Raw genomic sequence first — 24,993 nt, 5'->3', positions numbered from 1 at the left:
TCGGTCTAGTGGGGCTCGGTCTTGTGTGAATAGTCGCAGAGGTCTTCGATGACACAGCTGCCGCAGCGGGGCCGGCGCGCGATGCAGGTATAGCGGCCGTGCAGAATCAGCCAGTGGTGGGCGTCGCGCTTGAACTCGGCGGGGACGTGGCGCAGCAGTTTCTGCTCGACCTCCACCACGTTCTTGCCCGGCGCCATGCCGGTGCGGTTGGCCACGCGGAAGATATGGGTGTCCACGGCGATGGTGGGCATGCCAAAGGCGGTGTTGAGGATGACGTTGGCGGTTTTGCGCCCCACGCCGGGCAGCGCTTCCAGCGCCTTGCGGGTGCGGGGCACCTCGCCGCCGTGTTTTTCCACCAGCAAGCGGCAGGTTTTCATCAGGTTCTCGGCCTTGGTGTTGTAAAGGCCGATGGTCCTGATGTGCGCCTTCAGGCCGTCGAGGCCCAGATCAAGGATCGCTTGCGGCGTGTTGGCCGCCGGGAAGAGCCGCGCGGTAGCCTTGTTGACGCCGACGTCCGTGGCCTGGGCGGAAAGCAGCACCGCGGTGAGAAGCTCGAACGGCGTGGTCCAGTTGAGCTCGGTTTGCGGGTGCGGGTTTTCCGCCCGCAGCCGGGCAAAGATCTCGTAGCGCTTGTGCGCGTTCATGGCGTGCTGTCTTCCTTGCTTGTGTTTTCCAGCGCCTGGCGCGCCTCGGCCAGCAGGCGTTCGGCTTCGGGAAGCTGCTCCCGGGCGGTGGCTTCGGCCTCGGCGTCCCGGCGGCGCTGCGCGCTTTCCAGCTGCTGCTCCACGCGCCTGAGCGCCTGCTCCGCGGCCCGGACGGCGAGCCTTTTCTGGCGCTGCGCCGCGGCCCGGGACGCCTGGCCCCCGGCGGCGGGAGCCTGGCGCTTTTGCAGCCGCCGCCGGCGGCGTTCCTGACGCTTCTCCCGGGCGTCGCGCTCCAGGCGCGCCTGGCGCGCCCGGTGGCGCTCCCGGCCAAGGGCGGCGCGGCGCTCGAGGTAGGCCTCTTGCTCCGCTTCGCTTTTGGCGGCCTGCCAGGCGGGGTGGGCGACCATGTCGATGCAGTCCACCGGGCAGGGCGCCACGCACAGCTCGCAGCCGGTGCATTCGTCGGTAATCACCGTGTGCATGCGCTTGGCCGCGCCGAGTATGGCGTCCACCGGGCAGGCGTCGATGCACTTGGTGCAGCCGATGCACTCGTCTTCGCGGATCACCGCGGCAAGGGGCGGCTGGGCCGGCTCGGCAAGCGGCCGGTACGGCTGGCCGGTCAGCTCAACCAGCGCGGCAAGGGTCGCCTCGCCGCCCGGCGGGCAGCGGTTGACCGGCTCGCCCTCGGCGATGGCCCGGGCGTAGGGCAAACAGCCGTCGAAGCCGCACTTGCCGCACTGGGTCTGCGGCAGCAGCGCATCGACGGCCTCGATCAGCGAAGCGTGGCGACTCATGAACCCACCGCTCAGGTAACGCGCTGGCCGGGCTCGGCGCCGTCGTCCGGCGAGAGCAGGTAGATACCCGCGTCGTCGGCGGACGCCAGCACCATGCCTTCGGAGACGCCGAAGCGCATCCTGCGCGGCGCCAGGTTGGCGACCATGATCGTCAGCCGGCCCTCGAGCGCCTCCGGGGCGTAGGCCGAGCGGATGCCGGAGAAGACGTTGCGGGTTTCGCCGCCGATATCCAGGGTCAGCTGCAAGAGCCTGTCGGCGCCCTTGACGTAGTCGGCACGGGCAATCCGGGCAATGCGCAGATCGACCCTGGCGAAGTCGTCAAAGCTGATTTCCTCGGCGATGGGATCGTCCACCAGCGGGCCTTTGGGCGCCTCCTTGAGCTTCTGCTCCGCGGCGAGGTCTTCCTTCGACGCTTCGAGCATGGCGTCGATGCTCGAGCGCTCGATGCGCGTCATCAACGGCTTGAATTTGTTGATGGCGTGCTCGGTCAGCACCTGGTGGCGGCTCGCCCAGTCGAGGGTGTCGAGGTTGAGAAACGCCCGGGCCTCATTGGCCATGGCCGGCACCACCGGGGCCAGGTAGACCATCAGCTGGCGGAAGAGGTTGATCCCCACCGAGCAGATGTCGAGCACTTCCTGGTCGCGGCCGTGCTGCTTGGCCAGCACCCAGGGCTCGGCCTCGGCGATGTAGGTGTTGGCCTCGTCGGCAAGCTCCATGACCCGGCGCATGGCGCGGGCAAACTCGCGGTTCTCGTAGTGCTCGGCGATGTCGTCGCCGGCGGCGATGAAGCGCGACACCATGGCCGGCTCCGCGCAGTGCGAAGACAGCGTGCCGCCGCCGATCTTCTTGACGAAGCCCGCGCAGCGGCTGGCGATGTTGACCACCTTGCCCACGAGGTCGGCGTTCACCCGGGCGGCAAAGTCGTCCAGGTTGAGGTCCAGGTCGTCGATGCCCGAGGTCAGCTTGGCGGCGAAGTAGTAGCGCAGGTATTCCGGGTTCAGGTGCTCGGCGTAGGTGGTCGCCTTGACGAAGGTGCCCCGGGACTTGGACATCTTGGCGCCGTCTACCGTCACAAAGCCGTGGCAGTTCACCGCCGTGGGGGTGCGAAAGCCGGCGCCGTGGAGCATCGCCGGCCAGAACAGCGCGTGGAAGTAGACGATGTCCTTGCCGATGAAGTGGTACACCTCGGCGTCGGAATCCGGCTGCCAGTAGTCGTCGAAGTCGAGCCCCTCGCGCTCGCAGAGGTTTTGGAAGCTCGCCAGGTAGCCGATGGGCGCGTCCAGCCAGACGTAGAAGTATTTGCCCGGGGCGTCGGGAATCTCGAAGCCGAAGTAGGGCGCGTCCCGGGAGATGTCCCACTCGTTGAAGCCGTCCTCGAACCACTCCATCAGCTTGTTGCGAATCTGCGGCTGGACGCGGTCGTCGTTGATCCAGCGTTGCATGAAGTCGGCAAAGTCCGGCAGCTTGAAGAAGTAGTGGGTGGAGCTGCGAACCTCCGGGGTGGCGCCGGACACCGTCGAGACCGGGTCGATCAGGTCTGCCGGAGTATAGGTCGCGCCGCAGGCCTCGCAGTTGTCGCCGTACTGGCCGTCCTTGCGGCACTTGGGGCAGGTGCCCTTGATAAAGCGATCGGCGAGAAACAGCCCGCGCTCGGGGTCGAACATCTGCTCGATCTCCCGGGTGGCGATGTGGCCGGCGTCGCGCAGACGGGTGTAGATCAGCTCGCTGAAGCGGCGGTTTTCTGCCGAGTGGGTGGTGTAGTAGTTGTCAAACGCCACGCCGAACCGGGCAAAGTCTTCCTGGTGCTCTTGGGAGACGCGCTCGATCAGCGCCTCCGGGGAAATGCCTTCCTGCTCGGCGCGCAGCATGATGGCGGTGCCGTGGGCGTCGTCGGCGCAGACGTAGTGGCACTGCTGGCCGCGGCTTTTCTGGAAGCGCACCCAGATGTCGGTCTGGATGTACTCGAGCAGATGGCCCAGATGGATGGCGCCATTGGCATAGGGGAGCGCGCTGGTGACCAGGATCTTGCGCGTGGCGGTGTTAGGCATGGGGAATGAGGCTTCCGTTAACGTCGGGCTTGGGGTATGCGGGCTTGGATAAAAAAGAGCGCGTGCCGGGGTCGGCTCAGTACAGCGCCTGCTCCTCGAGAATCACCTCGCGCAAGAGCGCGAGAAACAGCTTGTCGGCCTCGGAGTGCTCCTCGGGATCTTCCGGAATGTGAATGCTCGTGGTGTCGGTGATCTCGTTGGCTATGCGCACCATGCTGTCGGCGCTGCCGCCGTTGTCGAGCTCCCGGCGAGCCACGGCCAGCGACTGCTCGAGAATCCTGGGGTCCTGCAACAGCTTGCGGATAAACCCCTGCAGCTCGTTGATGATGCGCGTTTTCTGAATTTCTGAAGCGGACATAAAGGCTCTCCTGTGTACGCTTGAGGACGCGGCCGGGCGGGCGGCGCCGTTCCTGCGGACCTTAGCATTTTTTCACCCGGGGCTCACAGCGCCAGCCGGCCGGCCTTGTGTTTGACCGGGTTGGCGTACTGGGCCAGCCAGTAGGGGCGCAGGGCCTCGGGCACCGTGGCCAGGCGCTTGTCGAAGCGCTCGCGATCCCTGGCGGTGATCGCCCGGTGCGATACCAGCTCCGGCGCGTCCCCCAGCGCCTCCAGGGCCAGGTAATGGGTGGGGAAAAGCCGGTAGCCGCCGATGACCTGGCGGTCGATCTCGGCGGCCACCTCCTCGGCGGTGCCGGCGTCGGCGCCCAGCGGCGTGCCGAAGTGCAGCTGCACCCGGCCCTTGTCGCCGGTAATGCCGGCGACGATGGACTGGATGTCCTCGAATTCGGTCTTGTCGTAGCCGCCCCGGGTATCCAGATCAAAAAGCTCCTGGGCCTTCTGCACGTCGCAGGGGTCGAGCTCGTAGCTGATCGATACCGGTACGATGCGCAGCTCCTTGATCGCCTCGCCGGTGCCGGCGTCCTTGTCCGCCCGGCGCCGGGCCATGGTCAGCATCTTGATGATCGCCGGCCCCGTGAGGTCGATGCCGTTCTTCGCCCGGCCTTCGCGCTGGGCCATCCAAATCGAGTGGTTGTCCACGGTGATCGAATGGCGGATGTACTCCGACAGATTCTGGTAGGCGGCGAGCATGGCGCGCTTGCCCCGGGCGCTGCGCGGCACGATGAAGCTCTTGTTGAGACGCATCAGGTCGGTGACGTAGGGCTTTTTCAGCAGGTTGTCGCCGATGGCGATGCGCACGGTGTTGCGCTCGGCGCGGTAGAGCGCGTAGTTGACGAACGCCGGGTCCAGCGAAATATCCCGGTGGTTGCCGATGAACAGATAGGCCGTCTCCGGGTCGAGCCGGTCAAGCCCCGTAACGTCGAAGGCGTCGGTGCTTTGGCGGATCATGCGGTCCATGTAGCCGGCGATGCGCTGCTGAAAGGCGCGCACGTCGCGTACCCCTTGCACCTCGCGCTTGACCGCTCGGCTGGCCAGCAGCCGCGCCAGCGGCGGGGCGAGGCGGGCCAGGCGCGGCAGGCGAAACTGGGTCAGCGCGTTGAGCAGCTCGTTGTCGTGGGCCAGGCGCCTGAGTACGTCTTCGACCTCGGCGTCGGCGTAGGGGCGAATGTCCGCCCAGGGGTCGGAAGCGGCGGGGGGGCTTGCGTTGTGGTCTGTCATGGGGTCCGTTCCGTCGGCAGTGCAAATGGGGCAGCCAGAGCGTGGGCGGCGGGCGGTGTCAGACGGCGTCGCCGGTCCGGGCTTCGCCGCCCAGCCATTCCAGCAGGCGTTCCGCATCCTCGGCAAGCGCCTGGGCCATGAGGATGAAGTCGGTCTCCAGCCGGGCCAGGGCGTCGTCGCCGTCGTCGGCGTGGTCGGCCTCCTCGATCAGGGCGTCGCCGAAGCGCAGGGACTTCAGCGCCAGCTCGTCGGTGAGCACGAACTGCAGCCGGCCCTCGATGGAAAGCGCCAGCTTGCTGGCCTGGCGGCCGCTTTCCAAAAGCTGCTGGATGTCGTCGCCGTCGAGGTCGACCTGGCGGGCGCGCAGCACGCCGTCGTCGCCCTTGGCCTTGAGCTCCACCTGGTCGCCCAGCACCATGTCCGCCGGGCGGCTGCCCGGATCGCCGAGCCACTCGGTCATGGCGCGGATGGGCAGCGTCTGCGCGGTGAGCGGGGTGACTTTCAGGCTGCCCAGGGTTTCGCGCAGCAGGTCGAGAATCTCGTCGGCCCGGGCCCGGGAGGCGGCGTTGATGCCCAAAAGCCCCCGGCGGGTGTCCCACCAGAGGTCGATCTTCTGCCGGCGGACGAAGGCCTGGGGCAAAAGCGCCTCGGTGATCTCTTCCTTGAGCGCGGTCTTTTCCTTGCGCGTGACGCGGCGGCCTTCAGTCTGCTCGATATCGGCCACGCGCTCCTCGACTTCCTCGCGGACCACCGCCGCCGGCAGCAGGCGCTCCTGGCGCAGCGCCGAGAGCAGCCGATGGCCCTGGGCTTCGTGGACGTACTGGCCGTTGCCGGCGCGGCCGGCCGGCGGCGTCCAGCCCAGCCGCCGAGCGTCGGCGCTGCCCAGCGCCACGGCGGCGTGGTCATCGAGCACCTGGTCAAAGGTGGCGTGGTCAATCTCGGGGGCGCCGTGCAGGCGGTAGAGCAGCAGGTTTTTAAACCACATGTCGCCCGTCCTTGTGAGAACTGCGGAGGAGAAAAGCGCACATTATGGCGAAAGCGTCTGCGTCCTGCCAGCATGGCCGGGCATTGCCACCCTCGCCGGCGCCATGCCGGCACCCGATTCAACAAGGAGGCTTCGCCATGAGCGATTTGCTGTCGCGTACCTGCCTGCGGGTACGCGGGTACCACCTGGACGGCTACGGCCACGTCAACAACGCCCGCTATCTGGAGTTCATGGAAGAGGGCCGCTGGGCGTTTTTCGACCTCCACCCGCAGCTCATTGCCGGGCTGCACGACAACGGCCTGGGCTTTGCCGTGGTCAACCTCAACGTCGACTACCGCGCCGCGGCGGTGCTCGGCGACGATCTTGACGTGCTCACCGGCATTGTCAGCGTGGGCGAGCGCAGCGCCAAGTGCCACCACCGCCTTGTGCGCCGGGGCGACGGTGCCCTGGTGGCCCGGGCGGATCTGACCTTCGTGCTGCTGGACCTGGCCGCCGGCCGGGCCGCCGCCATCGAGGGGGCGGTGCGCGACACCCTCAACGCCCTGGTCGTGCCGCCGGAGGCGTTTGTCGCCGAAGACGAGTAGCCGCGCTGCAGGAGCGGCGCAAGCGGCTGCCCATGAGGCGCCGGCAATGGTATGATAGCGCGATATTTGCGCGCCGTTGTCCGGTGTTCGCGCTTACCACTCTACGCAGTGCCAATGCAGTGCAAAGGATCTGACTTTCATGGGTGACACCGCCAAAGACATTCTGCCCGTCAACATAGAAGAAGAGCTCAAGCAGTCGTACCTCGACTATGCCATGAGCGTTATCATCGGCCGCGCGCTGCCCGACGTGCGCGACGGGCTCAAGCCCGTGCATCGCCGCGTGCTGTTTGCCATGCACGAGCTGGGTAACGACTGGAACAAACCGTACAAGAAATCGGCACGCGTGGTCGGCGATGTCATCGGTAAGTACCACCCCCACGGCGACAGCGCGGTCTACGACACCATCGTGCGCATGGCCCAGGACTTCTCCATGCGTCACGTGCTGGTGGACGGCCAGGGCAACTTCGGCTCCATCGACGGCGACAACGCCGCCGCCATGCGCTACACCGAGGTGCGCATGGCCAGGCTCTCCCACGAGCTTTTGGCCGACCTGGAAAAGGACACCGTCGACTGGGTCGACAACTACGACGGCACCGAACGCATTCCCGACGTGCTGCCGACGCGGGTGCCCAACCTTTTGATCAACGGCTCCTCGGGCATCGCCGTGGGCATGGCGACCAACATCCCGCCGCACAACATGAACGAGGTCATCGACGCCTGCCTGGCGCTGATCGACGACTACACCCTGTCCGTCGACGAGCTGATGGACTACGTGCCGGGGCCGGACTTTCCCACCGGCGGCATCATCAACGGCCGCGCGGGCATTCTCGACGCCTACCGCACCGGCCGCGGGCGGGTCTACGTGCGCGCGCGCCACACCATCGAGCACGACGACAAGACCGGCCGCGACCACATCATCATCACCGAGCTTCCCTACCAGGTGAACAAGGCCCGGCTGATCGAGAAGATCGCCGAGCTGGTCAAGGACAAGCGCATCGAGGGCATCGCCGAGCTGCGCGACGAGTCCGACAAGGAAGGCCTGCGGGTGGTGATCGAGGTCAAGCGCGGCGAGTCCGGCGAGGTGCTGGTCAACAACCTCTTCGCCCAGACCCAGCTGCAGAACGTCTTCGGCATCAACATGGTGGCGCTGGAAAACGGCCAGCCCTACACGCTCAACCTCAAGGAGCTTTTGGAAGCCTTCGTCCGCCACCGCCGGGAAGTGGTCACCCGACGCACGCTTTTCGAGCTGAAAAAGGCCCGGGAGCGCGGCCACATTCTTGAAGGTCTGACCGTCGCCATTTCCAACATCGACGACGTCATCGAGCTGATCAAGGCCTCTCCCAACGCCGCCGCCGCCCGGGAAAAGCTGCTCGACGCCACCTGGCAGCCGGGCCAGGTCACCGACATGCTCGAGCGCGCCGGGGCCACCTCGTGCAAGCCCGAGGACCTCGACGAAGGCTACGGCCTGAACCCCGCGGCCACCGCCTACCGGCTGTCGCCGGCCCAGGCCCAGGCGATTCTCGAGCTGCGCCTGCACCGCCTGACCGGGCTCGAGACCGAAAAGCTGCTCAACGAATACCTGACCATTCTCGAGCGCATCGCCGAGCTTTCCGAGATCCTCGCCTCGCCGGACCGGCTGATGGAGGTCATCCGCGACGAGCTTACCGCCGTACGCGACCAGTACGGCGAGTCTCGGCGCACCGACATCCAGGCCAGCCACCTGGATCTGTCCATCGAGGATCTGATCGCCGAGGAGGACATGGTGGTCACGGTGTCGCGCTCGGGCTACGCCAAGACCCAGCCGCTCTCCGACTACCACGCTCAGCGCCGCGGCGGCCGGGGCAAGTCGGCCACGGCGATGAAGGACGAGGACGTCATCGAGCACCTGCTGGTGGCCTCGACCCACGACACCGTGCTGCTCTTTTCCAACCGCGGCAAGGTCTACTGGCTCAAGGTCTACGAGATGCCCAACGCCAGCCGCGGCTCCCGGGGCAAGCCGCTGGTCAATATGCTGCCGCTGGAGGAGGGCGAGTCGATCAACGCCATCATGCCGGTGCGCGACTACGACCCCGACCACTACATCTTCTTCGCCACCGCCAGGGGCACGGTCAAGCGTACCAGCCTCGAGCAGTTCTCCCGGCCGCGCAGCGTCGGGCTGATCGCCATCGAGCTCGAGGAAGGCGACCGCCTGGTGGGCGCCAAGATCACTTCAGGCAGCGACCACGCCATGCTGCTGTCGTCCAACGGCAAGGCCATCCGCTTCGAGGAAAGCGACGTTCGCGCCATGGGCCGCACCGCCCGGGGCGTGCGCGGCATGCGCCTGACCGAGGGCGCCGAGGTCATCAGCCTGGTGATCCCCCAGCACCAGCAGATCGACGCCGAGGACGCGGGCGCCGACGCCGAAACCGGCGAAGCGGCCGCGTCGCCGATCTACATCCTCACCGCCAGCGAGAACGGCTACGGCAAGCGCACGCCGCTTGGCGAGTTTCCGCTGCGCGGGCGCGGCGGCCAGGGCGTGATCGCCATGCAGACCAGCGCGCGCAACGGCGCGCTGGTGGCCGGCATGCAGGTCTACGACAGCGACGAAATGATGCTGATCACCGACCGCGGCACTCTGGTACGCACCCACGTCGACGAGGTCTCCACCACCTCGCGCAACACCCAGGGCGTGATGCTCATCCGCCTGGGCCGCGAAGAGCACCTGGTGAAGACCGTGCGCGTGGACGAGCCCGACGACGAGGACGAGGAAAGCGCGGGAGACGAGGGCAGCGCCGCCGCGGCCGATACCCACCACGAACCAACGGAGGGGGAAGATGACCCGTCAGTATAACTTTTGCGCCGGGCCGGCGGCGCTGCCCACGCCGGTGCTCGAACGCGCCCGGGACGAGATGCTCGACTACCGGGGGCTTGGCCTTTCCCCCATGGAAATGAGCCACCGAAGCGCCGACTTCGTCGCCATCGCCGAGCGCGCCGAGGCCGACCTGCGCGAGCTTCTGGCCGTGCCCGACAACTACCGGGTGCTGTTCTTCCAGGGCGGGGCGACGCTGCAGTTTTCCATGCTGCCCATGAACTTGCTGGGCAACGGCGGGCGCGCCAACTTCGTCCAGACCGGCATCTGGAGCACCAAGGCGCTGGCGGAAGCCCAGAACCTGGGCGCGGCCTGGCACGTGGCGGCCAACACCGAGCCCGAGGGCAACGTCGCCGTGCCGCGCCCCAACGAGCTCGACATCAGCGACGACGCCGCCTACCTGCACTACGCCGCCAACGAAACCATCGGCGGGCTGGCGTTCGACTACGTGCCCCGGGGGCGCCGGGCCGACGGCGCCGAGGTGCCGGTGGTCTGCGACATGTCGTCGAGCCTGCTTTCCGGGCCGCTCGACGTCTCCCAGTTCGGCATCATCTACGCCGGCGCGCAGAAAAACATCGGCCCGGCGGGGCTGACCCTGGTGATCGTCCGCGACGACCTGCTCGACCAGGCCCAGGCGGCGATGCCGGGACTTTTCCGCTACGACGCCATGGCCAGGGCCGGCTCCATGATCAATACCCCGCCCACCTACGCCTGGTATCTGGCCGGGCTGGTGTTCGAGTGGCTGAAAGACGACGTCGGCGGGCTGGCCGCCATGGACGCGATCAACCAGCGCAAGGCCAACAGGCTCTACGCCGCCATCGATCAAAGCGAGTTTTACGCCAACCCCATCGCGCCGCTCAACCGCTCGCGGATGAACGTACCCTTTACCCTGGCGGATAGCCGGCTGGACGGCGAATTCCTCAAGGAAGCCGACGCCGCCGGGCTTTTGAACCTCAAGGGCCACCGCAGCGTGGGCGGCATGCGCGCCAGCCTCTACAACGCCGTGCCCGAAGCCGCCGTGGACGCGCTCACCGCGTTCATGGCCGATTTTGAACAACGAAAAGGCTAATAGACCATGTCTTCTGATGCGGCAGCCAGCCTGGACGCGTTGCGAGAGCGCATCGACCAGCTGGACAACGATATCCTCCACCTGATCAGCGAGCGCGCCCGCTGCGCCCAGGAAGTCGCCGAGGTCAAGCTCGACGAAGACCCCGGCACGCGGTTCTACCGCCCCGAGCGCGAGGCCCAGGTGCTGCGCCGGATCATGGCCATGAACAAGGGCCCGCTGTCCGACGAGGAAATGGCGCGGCTGTTTCGCGAGGTAATGTCCGCCTGCCTGGCGCTGGAGCAGCCGGTCAAGGTGGCCTACCTTGGCCCCGAGGGCACCTTCACCCAGCAGGCCGCGCTCAAGCACTTCGGCGAGAGCGCCGTGAGCCTGCCCATGGCCGCCATCGACGAAGTCTTCCGCGAGGTAGAGGCCGGCGCGGTGAACTACGGCGTGGTGCCGGTGGAAAACTCCACCGAAGGCGTGGTCAACCACACTCTGGATACGTTCCTGGAATCCTCGATCCGCATCGCCGGCGAGGTGGTGCTGCGCATTCACCACCACCTGCTGGTGGGCGAGAACACCCGCCGCGACAAGATCTCGCGGATCTACTCCCACCCGCAGTCGTTCGCCCAGTGCCGCAAGTGGCTGGACGCCCACTACCCCCACGCCGAGCGCGTGGCCGTGGCCTCCAACGCCGAGGCCTCGAGGCTGGTCAAGACCGAGTGGCACAGCGCCGCCATCGCCGGCGACATGGCGGGCAAGCTCTACGATCTGGAAGTGATCCACGAAAAGGTCGAGGACCGCCCGGACAACTCCACCCGCTTTCTGATCATCGGCAACCGCGACGCGCCGTTCTCCGGCAGCGACAAGACCTCGCTGGTGGTGGCCATGCGCAACCAGCCCGGCGCGCTCCACGACCTGCTGGAGCCGTTCCACCGCCACCGTATCGACATGACCCGGCTGGAGACCCGGCCCTCGCGCAGCGGCGTGTGGAACTACGTCTTCTTCATCGACTTCGTCGGCCACCACGACGAGCCCCACATCGCCGCCATGCTGGACGAAGTCCGCCTGCGCGCCGCCGACCTCAAGGTGCTCGGCTCCTACCCCCAGGGCGTGCTGTGACCGACGCCGAGGCGACGACAGCGCGCGCAGAAGCGCCGCCCGGCCTGCTGATTGTCGGGCTGGGGCTGATCGGCGGCTCGCTCGCCGCCGGCCTGCGGGCGTCGGGCTTCGGTGGGCGCATCACCGCCTGCGACCCCGACGCCGGCGAGCTTCGCCGCGGCCTGGACATGGGCCTGATCGACGCCGGCAGCACCCGCCTGGCCGAGCTGGCGCCGGCGGCGGACGTGATCGTGCTCGCCGTGCCGGTGCTCGCCATGGAAGGCCTGCTTGCCGAGCTTGACGCGCTCAACCCCGGGCTGAAAGGCCAGGCGGTGACCGACGTCGGCAGCACCAAGGCCACCGTGCGCGACGCCGCGCGCCGGGTGTTCGGCCGGGTGCCGCCGACGCTGGTGCTGGGGCACCCCATCGCCGGCTCGGAAAAAAGCGGCGTGGCCGCGGCCGATCCCGAGCTTTACGCCGGCCACAACGTCCTCCTCACCCCCGAGGCCGACACCGACGCCGAGGCCCTGGCCCGGGTGCGGGCGCTGTGGCAGGCCTGCGGCGCCAGGGTGCTGGAAATGGACGTCGAGCGTCACGACGCGGTGCTCGCCCAGACCAGCCACCTGCCGCACCTGCTGGCGTTCTCGCTGGTGGACACCCTCGCCCGCCAGGACGCGCGGCTGGACATCTTTCGCTACGCTGCCGGCGGCTTTCGCGACTTCACCCGCATTGCCGGCAGCGACCCGGTGATGTGGCGGGACATCTTCACCGCCAACCGCGACGCCGTGCTCGCCTCGCTGGACGACTTCGAGGCCGGCCTGGCCCGGCTGCGCGCCGCGGTGGAGGCCGGCGACGGCGACGCCATGCTCGCCGCCTTCGGCCGCGCCAGCCACGCGCGCCGCTATTTTGAATCCCTGCTGAACAAGACCAGCTACCAGACGGAATATGCCATGCAATCACAGAGTCAGGTGACGTACCGGGTGCGTCCGGGCGGCAGCGCCCGGGGGCGCGTGCGCGTTCCCGGCGACAAGTCGATTTCCCACCGCTCGATCATGCTCGGCGCCCTGGCCGAGGGCGTGACCACCGTGACCGGCTTTCTCGAAGGCGAAGACAGCCTGGCCACGCTGCAGGCGTTTCGCGAGATGGGCGTGGCCATCGAAGGCCCCAGCCAGGGCCGGGTGGTCATCCACGGCGTGGGCCTTCACGGCCTCAAGGCGCCCTCGGGGCCTATCTACGTGGGCAACTCCGGCACCGCTATGCGCCTCTTTGCCGGGCTTCTGGCCGGGCAGTCGTTTACCAGCGAGCTTGCCGGGGACGATTCGCTGACGAAGCGCCCGATGAACCGCGTGGCCGAGCCGCTGCGCGCCATGGGCGCTTTGATCGACACCGCCGAGGGCGGCCGGCCGCCGCTGACCATTCACGGCGGCACCCCGCTTGCCGGCCTGTACTACGACATGCCCGTGGCCAGCGCCCAGGTCAAGTCCTGCCTGCTGCTCGCCGGGCTCTACGCCGAGGGCGAAACCCGGGTGCGCGAGCCGGCGCCTACCCGGGATCACACCGAGCGCATGCTCGGCGGCTTTGGCTACCCGGTCGCGCGCGACGGCGACACCTGCTGGCTTGAAGGCGGCAGGCGCCTGACCGCAAGCCCCATCGACGTGCCCGCGGACATTTCCTCGGCGGCGTTTTTCATGGTCGCCGCTGCCATTACCCCGGGAAGCGACCTGACGCTCGAGCACGTGGGCATCAACCCCACCCGCACCGGCGTGATCAACGTCCTCAAGCTGATGGGCGCCGACCTCGAGCTGATCGACGAGCGCGAAGTGGGCGGCGAGCCGGTGGCCGAGGTGCGCGTGCGCTACGCGCCGCTGACCGGCATCGACATCCCCGCAGAGCAGGTGGCGCTGGCCATCGACGAGTTCCCCGCGCTGTTCATCGCCGCGGCCAACGCCGCCGGCACCACCCGTCTGCGCGGCGCCGCCGAGCTGCGGGTGAAAGAGTCCGACCGCCTGGCCGCCATGGCCGACGGCTTTGCCACGATTGGCGTCGAGCACAGCCTTCATGACGACGGCATCGACATCGTCGGCCGCGGCGGGGCAGAGGGCCCGAGCTACGGCGGCGGGCGCATCGACAGCCTCGGCGATCATCGCATCGCCATGGCCTTCGCCGTGGCCGCGCTGCGCGCGGGCGAAGAGGTCGTCATCGACAACTGCGCCAACGTCGCCACCTCCTTCCCCAACTTCACCGAGCTTGCCCGTCGCATCGGCATGGGCCTGGAAGTCCAGGGGCCGGAAACGGAGAGTCATCATGAGCCATAACGCCTCCGCCGCGCCGGTACTGACCGTCGACGGCCCCGGCGGCGCCGGCAAGGGCACGGTCAGCAGCCTGATCGCCGAGCGCCAGGGCTGGCACCTGCTGGACAGCGGCGCCCTTTACCGCCTGACCGCCTACGCCGCCGGCAAGCACGGCGTCGACCTTGACGACGAGGCCGGCCTGGCCCGGGTGGCCGCCAATCTCGACGTCGCCTTTCCGGTAACAGGCGGCGCGGTGCAGACCCTGCTCGAGGGCCAAGACGTATCCCGGGCGATCCGCACCGAGCAGGCCGGCGAGCGCGCCTCCCGAGTGGCCGCGGTGCCCGCGGTGCGCGAGGCACTTTTGCAGCGCCAGCGCGATTTTGCCAAGACCCCGGGGCTGGTGGCCGACGGCCGCGACATGGGCACGGTGGTGTTTCCCGATGCCGGGCTCAAGATTTTTCTCACCGCCAGCGCCGAAGAACGCGCCCGCCGGCGCCATGCGCAGTTGCGCCAGGCCGGCGAAGATGCTAGTCTTGCGAGTCTTTTGCAGGAGATTCAGGCACGCGATGCACGCGACACGCAGCGCAGCGTGGCCCCGCTCAAGCCGGCAGACGATGCCGTGACCCTTGACACCACGCGCCTGAGTATACCGGAAGTGGTGGAACAGCTGACCGAACTGCTGGCCCGGCGGGGCATGGCGTCCGGCGTTTGATTCTCCCTTGCGGCGCCTTTGCTGCGGCGTCACGGCATGATCGGGCGATTTTTCACACTGCCAGCCCGGTGATGTCTAACCAGCGCTAACGCCCGCAAAGGCAGAGTGACATTAGGCCCGTACTTGCTGGTGGTACGGAGAAGGCACACCGTGCCTCAAACAACGTTGATCACGTAGGAACACCATGAGCGAAAGCTTTGCTGAACTGTTTGAACAGTCTCTTAACGACATCAACATGGAGCCGGGCGCCATCGTCGCGGCCCAGGTTGTCGATATTGACGGTGACTGGGTTACCGTCAACGCCGGCCTGAAGTCCGAAGGCCAGATCCCCGCGTCGCAGTTTCTCGACGAAAACGGCGAGCTCGCCATTGCCGTCGGCGACGACGTGCACGTCGCCCTGGAAGCCGTGGAAGACGGTTTCGGCGCCACCCGCCTGTCCCGGGAGAAGGCCAAGCGCGCCGAGGCGTGGAAGGTGCTGGAAGCCGCCTTCGAGGATGACGAAATCGTCAAGGGCGTGATCAACGGCAAGGTCAAGGGCGGTTTCACCGTCGACGTCGACTCCATCCGTGCCTTCCTGCCCGGCTCGCTGGTTGACGTGCGCCCGGTGCGCGACACCACGCACCTGGAAAACAAGGAGCTGGACTTCAAGGTCATCAAGCTCGACCCCAAGCGCAACAACGTCGTGGTATCCCGCCGCGCGGTGCTCGAGGCGGAAAACAGCGCCGAGCGCGAAGCGCTGCTCGCCACGCTTCAGGAAGGCCAGCAGATCAAGGGTATCGTCAAGAACCTGACCGACTACGGCGCCTTCGTCGACCTCGGCGGCGTCGACGGCCTGCTGCACATCACCGACATGGCCTGGAAGCGCATCAAGCATCCGTCCGAGATCGTCTCCGTGGGCGACGAGATCAACGTCAAGGTGCTCAAGTTCGACCGCGAGCGCAACCGCGTATCGCTGGGTCTCAAGCAGCTGGGCGAGGATCCGTGGGTCAACATCAAGGATCGCTACCCGGAAGGCACCAAGGTCCACGCCAACGTCACCAACCTCACCGACTACGGCTGCTTTGCCGAGCTGGAAGAGGGCGTCGAGGGGCTGGTTCACGTCTCCGAAATGGACTGGACCAACAAGAACATCCACCCCTCCAAGGTGGTGCAGGTGGGTGACGACGTCGACGTCATGGTGCTCGACATCGACGAAGAGCGGCGTCGTATCTCCCTGGGTATCAAGCAGTGCACGCCGAACCCCTGGGAAACCTTCAACGCCGAGCACAACAAGGGCGACCGCGTTTCCGGCACCATCAAGTCGATCACCGACTTCGGTATCTTCATCGGCCTGGAAGGCGGCATCGACGGCCTGGTTCACCTGTCCGACATTTCCTGGACCGAGCCCGGCGAAGAAGCCGTGCGCCAGTTCAAGAAGGGCGACGAAGCCGAAGCCGTCATCCTCTCCATCGACCCCGAGCGCGAGCGCATCTCGCTGGGTATCAAGCAGATGGATACCGACCCGGTCGCCGAGTTCCTCTCGGTGAACGACAAGGGCACCGTGGTCACCGGCCGCGTGGTCGAGGTTGACGCCAAGGAAGCCCAGGTGGAGCTGGCCACCGACGTGGTCGCCGTGCTCAAGGCCTCCGAAATCAGCGCCGACCGCGTGGAAGACGCGCGCAACGTGCTCAGCGAAGGCGACAGCGTCGAGGCGCGCATCGTCAGCGTCGACCGCAAGAGCCGCCAGATCAACCTCTCGATCAAGGCCAAGGATCAGGACGACACGCGCCAGAACATGAAGAAGCTGCGCGACGAGCAGGAAAGCGGCAGCGGCGCCACCACCATCGGCGATCTGATCAAGCAGCAGATGGGGCAGGACTAAGCCCTTGCGCCCAGGCGCCAAGAGTTATTGATACCTGCCAACGCCGCCCTTCGGGGCGGCGTTTTTTTATACGTGCTTTCCGTGCTCGGAAGAATCGTACAGGGACGCAAACGCTATAACGCTCCTGAAAACAGGCTTAAGAGTTTGATCAACATCATGCCTTTACCTTATTAACCCGATTATAGGGAAAACTGTCTTTATTTATGCTTGCGAGTTTGCCTTGTTGCAGTAATAATGTGCGGAACCGGTAAACGCCGCCGCCGGTGCATTATGCTTGGGGCGTGTTGGATAAGCGAAGCGAATGCTGTCGCTGTTAACGCAAATCGGAATTCGATCCGAAGGTGACAGCAGCGCCGGGCGTTCAAAGAGTCGCAGGATAGCAAACAAGGCCGGGCAGCGCTCTTCGCCGACACTTGTGTGTCAAGAGTCGTTCGCCGAGAGTCGTTCGTCGAGAGTCGTTCGCCGAAAGCTGTTCGTCGATACGTGTTTGCCGATACTTGTTCGTCGAGAGCGGTTCGCCAAGAGCTGCTCGTCGGTACCGGGTTCGCCAGCGCTGCTGCTACCGTTTCGCGTCCGCCGCCAATACGTTTCCGCCATATTGCTTTGTGCATCGGCGCGGGAAAAACAAGGCACCGTATTTTCCACGGTCTGCAGCGCAGCGTTATAAAGCAAGCGACAGACGTTATTTTCCGCATTGGCTACAGGAGTCAAAATGTCACTACTTAATCAATACGTGCAGAAAGAGCAGCAGCTCAAGCAGCTCCAGGAAGAAATGGAGCGCCTGGAAGCCGACCAGCGCCTGCAAAGCGAGCTCGAGTTCAAGAAAAAGCTCGAAAGCCTGATGGAAGAGTTCTCCAAGCGCCCGGCAGACGTCATTGCGCTGCTGAGCCCCGAGCAGCCCAGCAAGCCGGCCACTACCAGCACCGGCCGCCGCAGGCGCCGCCTGAAGGTTTATGAAAACCCCCACACCGGTGATGTGATCAAGACCCGCGGCGGCAACCACAAAGAGCTGCGCGCCTGGAAGAGCGAGTACGGCGACAAGACCGTCGAGTCCTGGGTCGTACGCACCGAAGACTAAGCGCTTCCCCGGCCGGCATTGCCATCCGCGCAGTGCCGGCCCGCCGTATGATAGAATTGACGATGTGTTCAACGCCCGCCGATAACGACCCTGGACAGCGGCGTTGATAGCGTCCGTTGTTAGCGGTCATTGTTAGCGGCCGTTGATAACGACTGCCGATAACGGCAATGGTAACGGCAGTCGCATAATCGCAGCTGCGTAATAGCGGCATCGCAATAGCAGCAGCAGCGCAAGCACCGGCCGCCTTGTCTCACGGGCCTGCCGGTAGCGGCTTCCCCGCCGGCCTTTCACGACACGATCCCTAGTGGCCGATCGGCACTGTCAAAGCGGACGGCGCTCGGTGTTTTTAAAGACGGTGTTTTAAAGAGCGTGTTTTAAGGACTGTGTTTTAAGGACGATCTTTTAAAGACATCGCGACTTCAATAGCGCTGTTCCCCTGGTGAATACGCCGTTGGTCAGGGGACTGATCTGGACCTCTGGCGTATCGTTAATAAAGCGATATTCGCCGCCGTTTACCGGGCCGTTTCTGACGGCGATCCGGCTTTGTCTGTCCGGCCGTTTTTTCATCCGGACAGCCTTTTGATTGACACTTCACGACGGCCTGACTCTGGCCGGCCTTTCATACAGGCGCATTACAAGGTGAAAATGGAACGATAATGAAACATCGCAACGCAGCCAGGCCAAATAACGGACGGGAAAAGCTCAGGCAGTTCCAGGAACTGGATGACGCGTTCGCCAAAGCGCTGCAGGAACTGGACGACCCGGATGCCCGGCCTGACATCCCCACCGGCCCGCCGGTACGCTCGGCCCAGGCCCAGGCGAAGGAAGAAGACGCCCGGGCCCGCGAGCGGGCGTTCAGCCAGCGTCTGGAGGCGCTGATGGAGGAGTACCGCATGACCCCCGCCGTGCTCACCGAGCTGATCGGCACGCTGCTCGAGTGCGGCGTCTGGGCCGACAAGCCCGGCGCTCAGCGGTAGCGGTAGACCCGCAGGCTCGGAAGGAAGGGCTCGTGCTCGAGCTTCTCGTCCCGGCGCCGGGCCCGGGTGCGCTTTTCCGGCGGCGCGGCGGGCGGACGGTTGGTGTGCGGCAGCCGCCCCTCGGGGGCGGGCACAAAGATCGGCATGGCCACGTTCAGCGCCCGGCGGCTGTGGCCGTCGGGCGCGGTCGGGGTAAAGACGGGCTCGGGAAAGAACAGGTTGGCGCGCATCAGCGGCGCCTGGGGCTGCACCTGGGCCAGCGGCTCGGAGGAGGGAATGCCCGCCAGCCGGCGCAGCTGAATGCGCACGTGAGGGGCGTCGCTGTCCAGCGCCAGAAGCTTCTGTTCCGCTTCCTGCACGCTCAGCCGCTTGATCGAGCGCCCGCTGCTGTACCAGGCAAAGCGCACCCGGGACACCGGCGCCTCGGCCACCGGCAGGTGGCGCCAGCACTGCTTGAGGTGCAGCCGCGCCAGGCCGTTCTGTTCGAGCACCTTTTCCACCCCCGGGTGGCGCCGGGGCAGGTGCTCCCGGCCCTCGCTGAGAAGCGCCGGCGCCTGCTGCTTGATGGCTTGCAAGCACTCGCTGAAGGCGCTCTTGGCGGCGTTGGCCCGGGTCACCGCGGCGAGAAGCGCCTCGTCGGCGGCCACCAGCCCCACGTAGTTGCGCGTTTGCCGGCCGTCCTGGCCCGGGGTGTGCCACATGTCGAACAGCGCCGCTTCCAGCCAGCCGGCATCCGCGGCGGCGTCGTTCAGCGCCCAGATCCCCGGGGCGCTGCGCCGGGCCTGATCCATGACCGCCTCGAGCGCGGCCAGCACGTCGTCAAAGGCGCCGTCCAGCCGGTGCAGCAGCCGATAGTCCACCGAAGGGGCCGAAGAGCCGGGCATGGGGATATCCTCCTGGCCAATGAAAAGCGCAGTGCGCGAAAGCGGGCCGTCAGGAAAGCGGGGCGTCGCGGTCGGCGTCGCGCAGCAGCGCGTCGATATCCGCCTCGTCCATGGCGTCTTCGCCGCTGATGCGGTGGCTCTCGTCGGCCCAGGCGCCCAGGTCCAGAAGCTGGCAGCGGCGGCTGCAAAACGGCCGGTAGGCGCTTTCCGGCGCCCAGACGACGCGCCTGCCGCACTGGGGGCAGGGCAGCGTCACCGGCGACGAGCCGGCGGATGACGAAGACCACGTATTGGCAGACATGAAAAACTCCTGATGGACTCGGGTAAAAGCCGCGCCTGACGCCGGGGTCAGCGCCGGGCCAGCAGGCGGTAGCAGGCGTCGAGCGCGCCCACCTGGGCGGCGCTAAAGGCGTGGCTGCGGCTATTATCGACCACATCGCAGCCCCGGGAAAGCCGCTGCCGGCGCGAAAGCTGGGCGGCCATGATCGCCTCGACCTGCTCCCGGCCCACGCCGTCCCGGGCCAGGGTGCGCGCGTACTGGGTGGCCTCGGGCACGTCGACGACCAGGCAGCGCTCGGTCAGCGCGTCCTGGCCGGTCTCAAACAGCAGCGGCGAGACCAGCAGCGCGTAGGGCGCGGGGCCGGCCGCCAGGCGTTGCAAATGCGCGGTCAAACGCTCGCGCACCCGGGGATGGGTAACGCCCTCGAGCCATTCGCGCTCGGCCGGGTCGGCAAAGACCCGCGCGCGCAGGGCAGCGCGGTCAAGGCTGCCGTCCGCCTTCAATATGTCGCTGCCGTGGCGCTCGGCGATGGCGGCCAGCGCCGGCTCGCCCGGGGCGACGATCTCCCGGGCGACGTCGTCGGCGTCCACCCAGGCCGCGCCGCGCTCGGCGAACATGCGCGCCACGGTCGACTTCCCCGAGCCGATACCGCCGGTCAGCCCGATAATCATGTCATTATCCTCAGGTAGGTGGCCATCAGCTCGTTGCCCGCCAGCAGGCCGGCCCAGCCCGCCATGGCCAGAAACGGGCCGAAGGGCATGGGCAGGCCCCGGCGCCGGGGGTTGGCCTGCAGCGCCAGGCCGACGAGCGCGCCGAACCCGGCGGCGAGCATCAGCACCAGCGGCAGCAGGCTCCACCCCAGCCAGGCGCCCAGCGCGGCGAGCAGCTTGAAGTCGCCGTAGCCCATGCCTTCCTTGCCGGTCACCAGCCTGAACAGCCAGTAAAGGCTCCAGAGCACCAGATACCCCGCCATGGCGCCGATCACCGCCGGGGCGAGCATCGCCGGCTGGAATAGCAGCTGGTACAAGAGCCCGGCCCACAGAAGCGGCAGCGTCAGCGCGTCGGGCAGCAGCTGGGTGCGAAGGTCGATCACCGCCATGGCGAGCAGCGCAAGGCAGGCGGCGAGAATAAAGCCCGCCTGCCAGCCAACGCCGTAAAGCGCCACCGCCGCCACGGCGAGCGCGCCGCCGGCGAGCTCCACCGCTGGGTACTGCACGCTGATCCGCGCCCGGCAGGTCGCGCAGCGCCCGCGCCGCTTGAGCCAGCCGAGCAGCGGCACGTTGTCGTGCCAGCGGATGGGCGCCTCGCAGGCCGGGCAGAGGGAGGGCGGCGTTGCCAGGTTGAAGCGCGGCGGGGTTTCGTCGGGCAGCGCCAGCGCCGCCCGGGCCTCGGCCCGCCAGCGGCGCATCAGCATCACCGGCAGCCGGGTGATGACCACGTTGAGAAAGCTGCCCAGGCACAGGCCGAGCAGGGCGGCCAGCAGTAAGACGGGAATTGCCATGTCCTTGAAATCGATCCTTGCGATAGCGGGGGGTGAAGGGCGGTAAACGCTACAGCGCCGTGCCTAGGGTGATGATGGGCATGTACATGGCGATGACCACGCCGCCCACCAGCGCCCCCAGAATGACGATGATAAACGGCTCCATGAGCGAGGTCAGCGCCTCCACCCGGTTGCTCACCTGCTCTTCGTAGTGGTCCGCCACCCGGTTGAGCATGGCGTCCAGGGCGCCGGACTCCTCGCCGATGCTGACCATCTGCACCACCTGGGTGGGGAAGGCGTTGGTCATGCGGACGGCAAAGTTGAGCGGCCGGCCGGTGGTGACGTCGTCCCGGGCCTGAAGCACGGCCGCCTCGTAAACGCGGTTGCCCGTGGCCCCGGCGGAGATGCCAAGCCCCTCGGTGAGCGGAATGCCCGAGGTAAAGGTGGTGGCGAGCGTCCGCGAGAAGCGCGCCACCGCCGACATCTGCAGAATGCCGCCGACCACCGGCAGCCGCAACAGCCAGGCGTCCGTGCGGTAGGCCAGCGTTTCCGAGCGCTTGCGCAGATAGCGAAACGCCACCGCCGCCAGCGCCAGCGCCCCCAGCGCGCGCAGCCAGTACTGCTGCACCAGCGCGGAAAGGTGCAGGGTCGCCTGGGTGATGGCGGGGAGCTCGGCGTCAAAGCTCTGGAACATGCTCTCGAACTGCGGTACCACCTTGACCAGCAGCATGATGGTCACGCCGATCCCCACCAGCAGCACCGCCGCCGGGTACCACATGGCCTTTTTCACCCGCCCCTTGAGCGACTCCACCTGCTCCTTGTGCGCCGCAATGCGCACAAGCACCTCGTCCAGGGCGCCGGTCTGCTCGCCCACGTGGACCAGATTGACAAAGAGCCGGTCGAAGTGCGCCGGGTAGCGGGCCAGGGTTTCCGAAAAGCTCGCCCCCGCCGTCACCTCGGCGGTGATCTGGCGCACCAGGCGCACCGTGGCCGGCTTCTCGGTGCTCTCGCGGACCACCTGCAGCGCCTGCAACAGCGGAATGCCGGCGCGGATCATGGTCGCCATCTGGCGAGCGAACAGGGTGATGTCCGCCGCTTTGACCCGGCCCGGGCCGCCGAAGGTTTTGCGGATCCGTTTGGCGCTGATCTCCTGGCGGCGCAGCTCGGCGCTCACCTCGGGGCGGCTGGCGCTTACCGTGTGGCCGCGCACCCGACGCCCGGCGGCGTCGGTGCCGGTCCACTTCCAGCGGTACAGGGTGTCGGCTACCTCCGAGCGCCGGCGGGGGGCGTAGGCCATGGTCGCTTACTCCTTGGTGACCCGGTTGAGTTCCTCGAGGCTGGTGATACCGGCCAGCACCTTCTGCACGCCGCTGTGGTAGAGGCTGACGTAGCCTTCCTCCCGAGCCAGGGCGTCGATCTCCATGGCGCTGGCGTTGCGCATGATCAGCCCGCGCATGGTTTCGCTGACCGGAAGTACCTCGTAGACGCCGGTTCGGCCCTTGTAGCCCTGGGTGCACTTCTTGCAGCCCGCCGCGCGGTAGAGCGTGGCCCCGGCGGTGTCGGCCTCGGCAAGGCCCATCGCCGCCAGCGCCTCGGGGGGAATCTCCGCGGGCATTTTACAGGCCGGGCAGAGTTTGCGCACCAGCCGCTGGGCGATGATCAGGTTCACCGAACTGGCGATGTTGAACGCCGTCACGCCGATGTTCGACAGGCGTACCAGGGTTTCCGCCGCCGAGTTGGTGTGCAGGGTGGAAAGCACCAGGTGGCCGGTCTGCGAGGCCTTGACGGCGTTCTCCGCGGTTTCCAGGTCGCGGACTTCGCCCACCATCACCACGTCCGGGTCCTGGCGCAGAAAGGCCCGCAGGGCGCTGGCAAAGTCGAGCCCGATGCGCGGCTTGACGTTGACCTGGTTGACCCCGGGCAGGCGGATTTCCACCGGGTCTTCGGCGGTGCAGATGTTGCGCTCGACCTGGTTGAGGATGTTGAGTCCGGTGTAGAGCGTCACCGTTTTGCCGCTGCCCGTGGGGCCGGTCACCAGCACCATGCCCTGGGGCTTGTCCAGCGCCTTTTCGTACTGGCGGCGCTGCACCTCGCTGAAGCCCAGCTCGTCGATGCCCATCTGCGCGGCGGCGGGATCGAGCAGGCGCAGCACCAGCTTCTCGCCGTAGACGGTGGGCAGCGAGTTGACGCGAAAGTCCAGCGAGCGGGTGCGCGACAGCCGCAGGCGGATGTTGCCGTCCTGGGGCAGGCGGCGCTCGGAGACGTCCAGCCGCGCCATCACCTTGAGCCGGGCGGCGATGCGGTCGCGCAGGGAAAACGGCGGCTGCGCCACCTCGGCGAGGATGCCGTCCACCCGGAAGCGCACCCGGAAGAGGTGCTCGTAGGGCTCGAAGTGGATGTCCGAGGCGTCGGAGTTGGCCGCGTCGAGAAGTATCTTGTTGACGAACTTGATGATCGGGGCGTCGTCGGTGTCGTCGTCAAGCTCCGGGTGGTACTCGTCGTCCTCGGTTTCCAGCGACGAAATGGCGTCGTCGATCTGGCCCAGGCTTTCCAGCATGCTGCGCTCGTTCTGGGCGATGTAGCGCTGCAGGGTGCCGGCGAGCTGGTCCACCGGCGCCAGCACCCCCTCCACCCGCAGCCCGGTGGCAAACTGCAGCTCGTCGAGCTGGGTGAGCGTGGCGGGGTAGGGAATGGCCACGGTGAGCAGCCGGCCGCGCCGGGCCAGCGGCAGCACCTGCAGCTCGCGCAGGATTCGCGCCGGGTATTCCCGGGCCGGGGGCAGCGCCTCGGGGTTGACGGCGTCGAGATCGAGCACCGGCAGGCCGTACTCCCGGCCCGCGGCCACCGCCGCCGGGGCCGGGGCGACCAGGCCTTCTTCCACCACGTAGCGCAGAAGCTCGGTGTCCTCCCGGGCGGCCGCGGCTTCGGCGGCGGCGAGGCCGGTGTCGCTCAAAAGTCCCTGGCGCACCAGCCGTTCGGCGATGCCGCGCCGCCCGCCCCGGGCCGCGGCGTGGCTCAGCATGGACTCGTAAGGGGGTTGGCTCATGCGCTACTCGGTTGGTGACTGGTCGCGGTGCGCCCCACTTGTACCATACTCCGCCCGCCCCCGGCATCCGCCGAGCACCGTCGGGGAGAAAACAAGAAAAAGAATGTAAAAAAAGGTTGCGCCGTCGCCGATCGTAATATAGTGTAACGAAGTGTACCCGAAGCGAACGCCGCCCGGGCCGAACAAACTCAAGGAGCTTTTCATGAACAACGCTACCTCCGCACAAGCCCAGAGGCAGGGCGGTTTTACTCTGATCGAGCTGATGATCGTCGTCGCCATTATCGGCGTGCTGGCGGCGATCGCCATCCCGCAGTACCAGAACTACGTCGCCCGCTCCCAGGCCAGCGAAGCGCTGACGATTACCTCTGGCGTGCGTGCCGATATTGGCGAATATTATGCGCTTCACGGGGAAATGCCTGGTGAAAATGTGGAAATTGCAGAAGGAGATATATCAGGGAAATACATCAAGAAAGTAATTTATAGTGCTGATAACGCCATTGAGGCAAAATTTAAGAAAAATAGCTCCCTTAATGGGTCAAGGATGTATATTAAACCTGTCAATTCTGACCCCAGCAACGGTTGGGAGTGTTCATGGAGTAGTGGTAGTGATGCTGATAAGAGCTTGTTGCCATCCGGCTGCAAAGCAGATGATTCTTAAGGAGTAGTTAAGCAGACGTGGAAGATAGGGGCCTTTGGCCCCTTTCTTATATCGGAG

At 66.7% G+C, this 24,993-nt stretch carries 22 protein-coding genes; 10 read left to right on the top strand and 12 right to left on the bottom strand.

Annotated features, from left to right (window positions below; all coding sequences use genetic code 11):
• Positions 1-5 precede the first annotated feature (5 nt).
• The 6 genes from nth to P1P91_RS08890 all read right to left on the bottom strand — a co-directional run bounded on the left by nth (position 6) and on the right by P1P91_RS08890 (position 6,088).
• Positions 6-644, bottom strand: coding sequence for an endonuclease III (gene nth, locus P1P91_RS08915; RefSeq protein WP_311882047.1), 639 nt, complete (start codon positions 642-644; stop codon positions 6-8).
• Positions 641-1,438, bottom strand: a complete 798-nt coding sequence (locus P1P91_RS08910; RefSeq protein WP_311882046.1) for an RnfABCDGE type electron transport complex subunit B — start codon at positions 1,436-1,438, stop codon at positions 641-643. The genes nth and P1P91_RS08910 overlap by 4 nt, the downstream gene beginning before the upstream one ends.
• Positions 1,439-1,449: 11 nt before the next feature.
• Positions 1,450-3,486 (bottom strand): methionine--tRNA ligase, encoded by a 2,037-nt coding sequence (gene metG, locus P1P91_RS08905; protein WP_311882045.1) that lies wholly within the window; start codon positions 3,484-3,486, stop codon positions 1,450-1,452.
• Positions 3,487-3,562: 76 nt separating this feature from the next.
• Complete coding sequence (locus P1P91_RS08900; RefSeq protein ID WP_311882044.1) at positions 3,563-3,844, bottom strand: hypothetical protein; 282 nt, start codon at positions 3,842-3,844, stop codon at positions 3,563-3,565.
• A gap of 83 nt (positions 3,845-3,927) precedes the next feature.
• Positions 3,928-5,103 carry a 1-acyl-sn-glycerol-3-phosphate acyltransferase gene (locus tag P1P91_RS08895; protein ID WP_311882043.1) on the bottom strand — a complete coding sequence of 392 codons (1,176 nt, stop codon included), beginning with the start codon at positions 5,101-5,103 and terminating at the stop codon, positions 3,928-3,930.
• 58 nt (positions 5,104-5,161) lie between these two features.
• Positions 5,162-6,088 (bottom strand): recombination-associated protein RdgC, encoded by a 927-nt coding sequence (locus P1P91_RS08890; protein ID WP_311882042.1) that lies wholly within the window; start codon positions 6,086-6,088, stop codon positions 5,162-5,164.
• A 137-nt stretch (positions 6,089-6,225) separates the two neighbouring features.
• On the opposite strand from P1P91_RS08890, the gene P1P91_RS08885 reads away from it, so the two are divergent.
• The 9 genes from P1P91_RS08885 (at position 6,226) to P1P91_RS08845 (ending at position 18,588) form a co-directional block, all read left to right on the top strand.
• Positions 6,226-6,672 (top strand): acyl-CoA thioesterase, encoded by a 447-nt coding sequence (locus P1P91_RS08885; RefSeq protein ID WP_311882041.1) that lies wholly within the window; start codon positions 6,226-6,228, stop codon positions 6,670-6,672.
• Positions 6,673-6,811: 139 nt separating this feature from the next.
• Complete coding sequence (gene gyrA / locus P1P91_RS08880) at positions 6,812-9,502, top strand: DNA gyrase subunit A (protein WP_311882040.1); 2,691 nt, start codon at positions 6,812-6,814, stop codon at positions 9,500-9,502.
• A complete protein-coding gene (gene serC, locus P1P91_RS08875) occupies positions 9,486-10,589 on the top strand; it encodes a 3-phosphoserine/phosphohydroxythreonine transaminase (protein WP_311882038.1) in 1,104 nt (367 codons plus the stop codon). Before gyrA ends, serC begins: the two co-directional genes overlap by 17 nt.
• 6 nt (positions 10,590-10,595) lie before the next feature.
• The gene (gene pheA / locus P1P91_RS08870) at positions 10,596-11,690 is read left to right on the top strand and encodes a prephenate dehydratase (RefSeq protein ID WP_311882036.1); all 1,095 of its coding nucleotides are present in this window, start codon (positions 10,596-10,598) and stop codon (positions 11,688-11,690) included.
• Positions 11,687-13,984 carry a bifunctional prephenate dehydrogenase/3-phosphoshikimate 1-carboxyvinyltransferase gene (locus P1P91_RS08865; RefSeq protein WP_311882035.1) on the top strand — a complete coding sequence of 766 codons (2,298 nt, stop codon included), beginning with the start codon at positions 11,687-11,689 and terminating at the stop codon, positions 13,982-13,984. Before pheA ends, P1P91_RS08865 begins: the two co-directional genes overlap by 4 nt.
• Complete coding sequence (gene cmk, locus P1P91_RS08860) at positions 13,974-14,672, top strand: (d)CMP kinase (protein ID WP_311882033.1); 699 nt, start codon at positions 13,974-13,976, stop codon at positions 14,670-14,672. Before P1P91_RS08865 ends, cmk begins: the two co-directional genes overlap by 11 nt.
• Before the next feature lie 184 nt (positions 14,673-14,856).
• On the top strand, positions 14,857-16,533 hold the full coding sequence (rpsA, locus tag P1P91_RS08855; RefSeq protein ID WP_311882031.1) for a 30S ribosomal protein S1: 1,677 nt from the start codon (positions 14,857-14,859) through the stop codon (positions 16,531-16,533).
• A gap of 712 nt (positions 16,534-17,245) precedes the next feature.
• Positions 17,246-17,611 (top strand): histone-like nucleoid-structuring protein, MvaT/MvaU family, encoded by a 366-nt coding sequence (locus P1P91_RS08850; RefSeq protein ID WP_311882030.1) that lies wholly within the window; start codon positions 17,246-17,248, stop codon positions 17,609-17,611.
• 656 nt (positions 17,612-18,267) lie between these two features.
• A complete protein-coding gene (locus P1P91_RS08845; protein WP_311882028.1) occupies positions 18,268-18,588 on the top strand; it encodes a hypothetical protein in 321 nt (106 codons plus the stop codon).
• Here the strand turns inward: P1P91_RS08845 and P1P91_RS08840 are convergent.
• Genes P1P91_RS08840 through pilB form a run of 6 tightly spaced genes read right to left on the bottom strand, consistent with a single transcriptional unit; the run spans position 18,579 to position 24,278 of the window.
• Positions 18,579-19,472 carry a DNA replication terminus site-binding protein gene (locus P1P91_RS08840; protein WP_311882027.1) on the bottom strand — a complete coding sequence of 298 codons (894 nt, stop codon included), beginning with the start codon at positions 19,470-19,472 and terminating at the stop codon, positions 18,579-18,581. The two genes, P1P91_RS08845 and P1P91_RS08840, sit on opposite strands and share 10 nt — an antisense overlap.
• Positions 19,473-19,521: 49 nt before the next feature.
• On the bottom strand, positions 19,522-19,773 hold the full coding sequence (gene yacG / locus P1P91_RS08835) for a DNA gyrase inhibitor YacG (protein WP_311882026.1): 252 nt from the start codon (positions 19,771-19,773) through the stop codon (positions 19,522-19,524).
• A 47-nt stretch (positions 19,774-19,820) separates the two neighbouring features.
• A complete protein-coding gene (coaE, locus tag P1P91_RS08830; protein WP_311882024.1) occupies positions 19,821-20,423 on the bottom strand; it encodes a dephospho-CoA kinase in 603 nt (200 codons plus the stop codon).
• Positions 20,420-21,253, bottom strand: a complete 834-nt coding sequence (locus P1P91_RS08825; protein ID WP_311882023.1) for a prepilin peptidase — start codon at positions 21,251-21,253, stop codon at positions 20,420-20,422. Before P1P91_RS08825 ends, coaE begins: the two co-directional genes overlap by 4 nt.
• A gap of 49 nt (positions 21,254-21,302) precedes the next feature.
• Positions 21,303-22,529, bottom strand: coding sequence for a type II secretion system F family protein (locus tag P1P91_RS08820; protein ID WP_311882021.1), 1,227 nt, complete (start codon positions 22,527-22,529; stop codon positions 21,303-21,305).
• Between the two features lie 6 nt (positions 22,530-22,535).
• Positions 22,536-24,278: a type IV-A pilus assembly ATPase PilB gene (gene pilB / locus P1P91_RS08815; RefSeq protein WP_311882020.1), complete on the bottom strand. Its 1,743-nt coding sequence runs from the start codon at positions 24,276-24,278 to the stop codon at positions 22,536-22,538.
• A gap of 202 nt (positions 24,279-24,480) precedes the next feature.
• Here pilB and P1P91_RS08810 point away from each other — a divergent pair, with 202 nt between their 5' ends.
• Positions 24,481-24,936, top strand: coding sequence for a pilin (locus tag P1P91_RS08810; protein ID WP_311882019.1), 456 nt, complete (start codon positions 24,481-24,483; stop codon positions 24,934-24,936).
• The last annotated feature ends 57 nt before the right edge of the window (positions 24,937-24,993 follow it).

Origin of the sequence: Halomonas piscis (assembly GCF_031886125.1) — a bacterium.
In the GTDB taxonomy this organism is placed as follows: Bacteria; Pseudomonadota; Gammaproteobacteria; order Pseudomonadales; family Halomonadaceae; genus Vreelandella; species Vreelandella piscis.
Note: the sequence above shows the minus strand (reverse complement) of the source record. Positions and strands in the feature narration are given on the sequence as shown.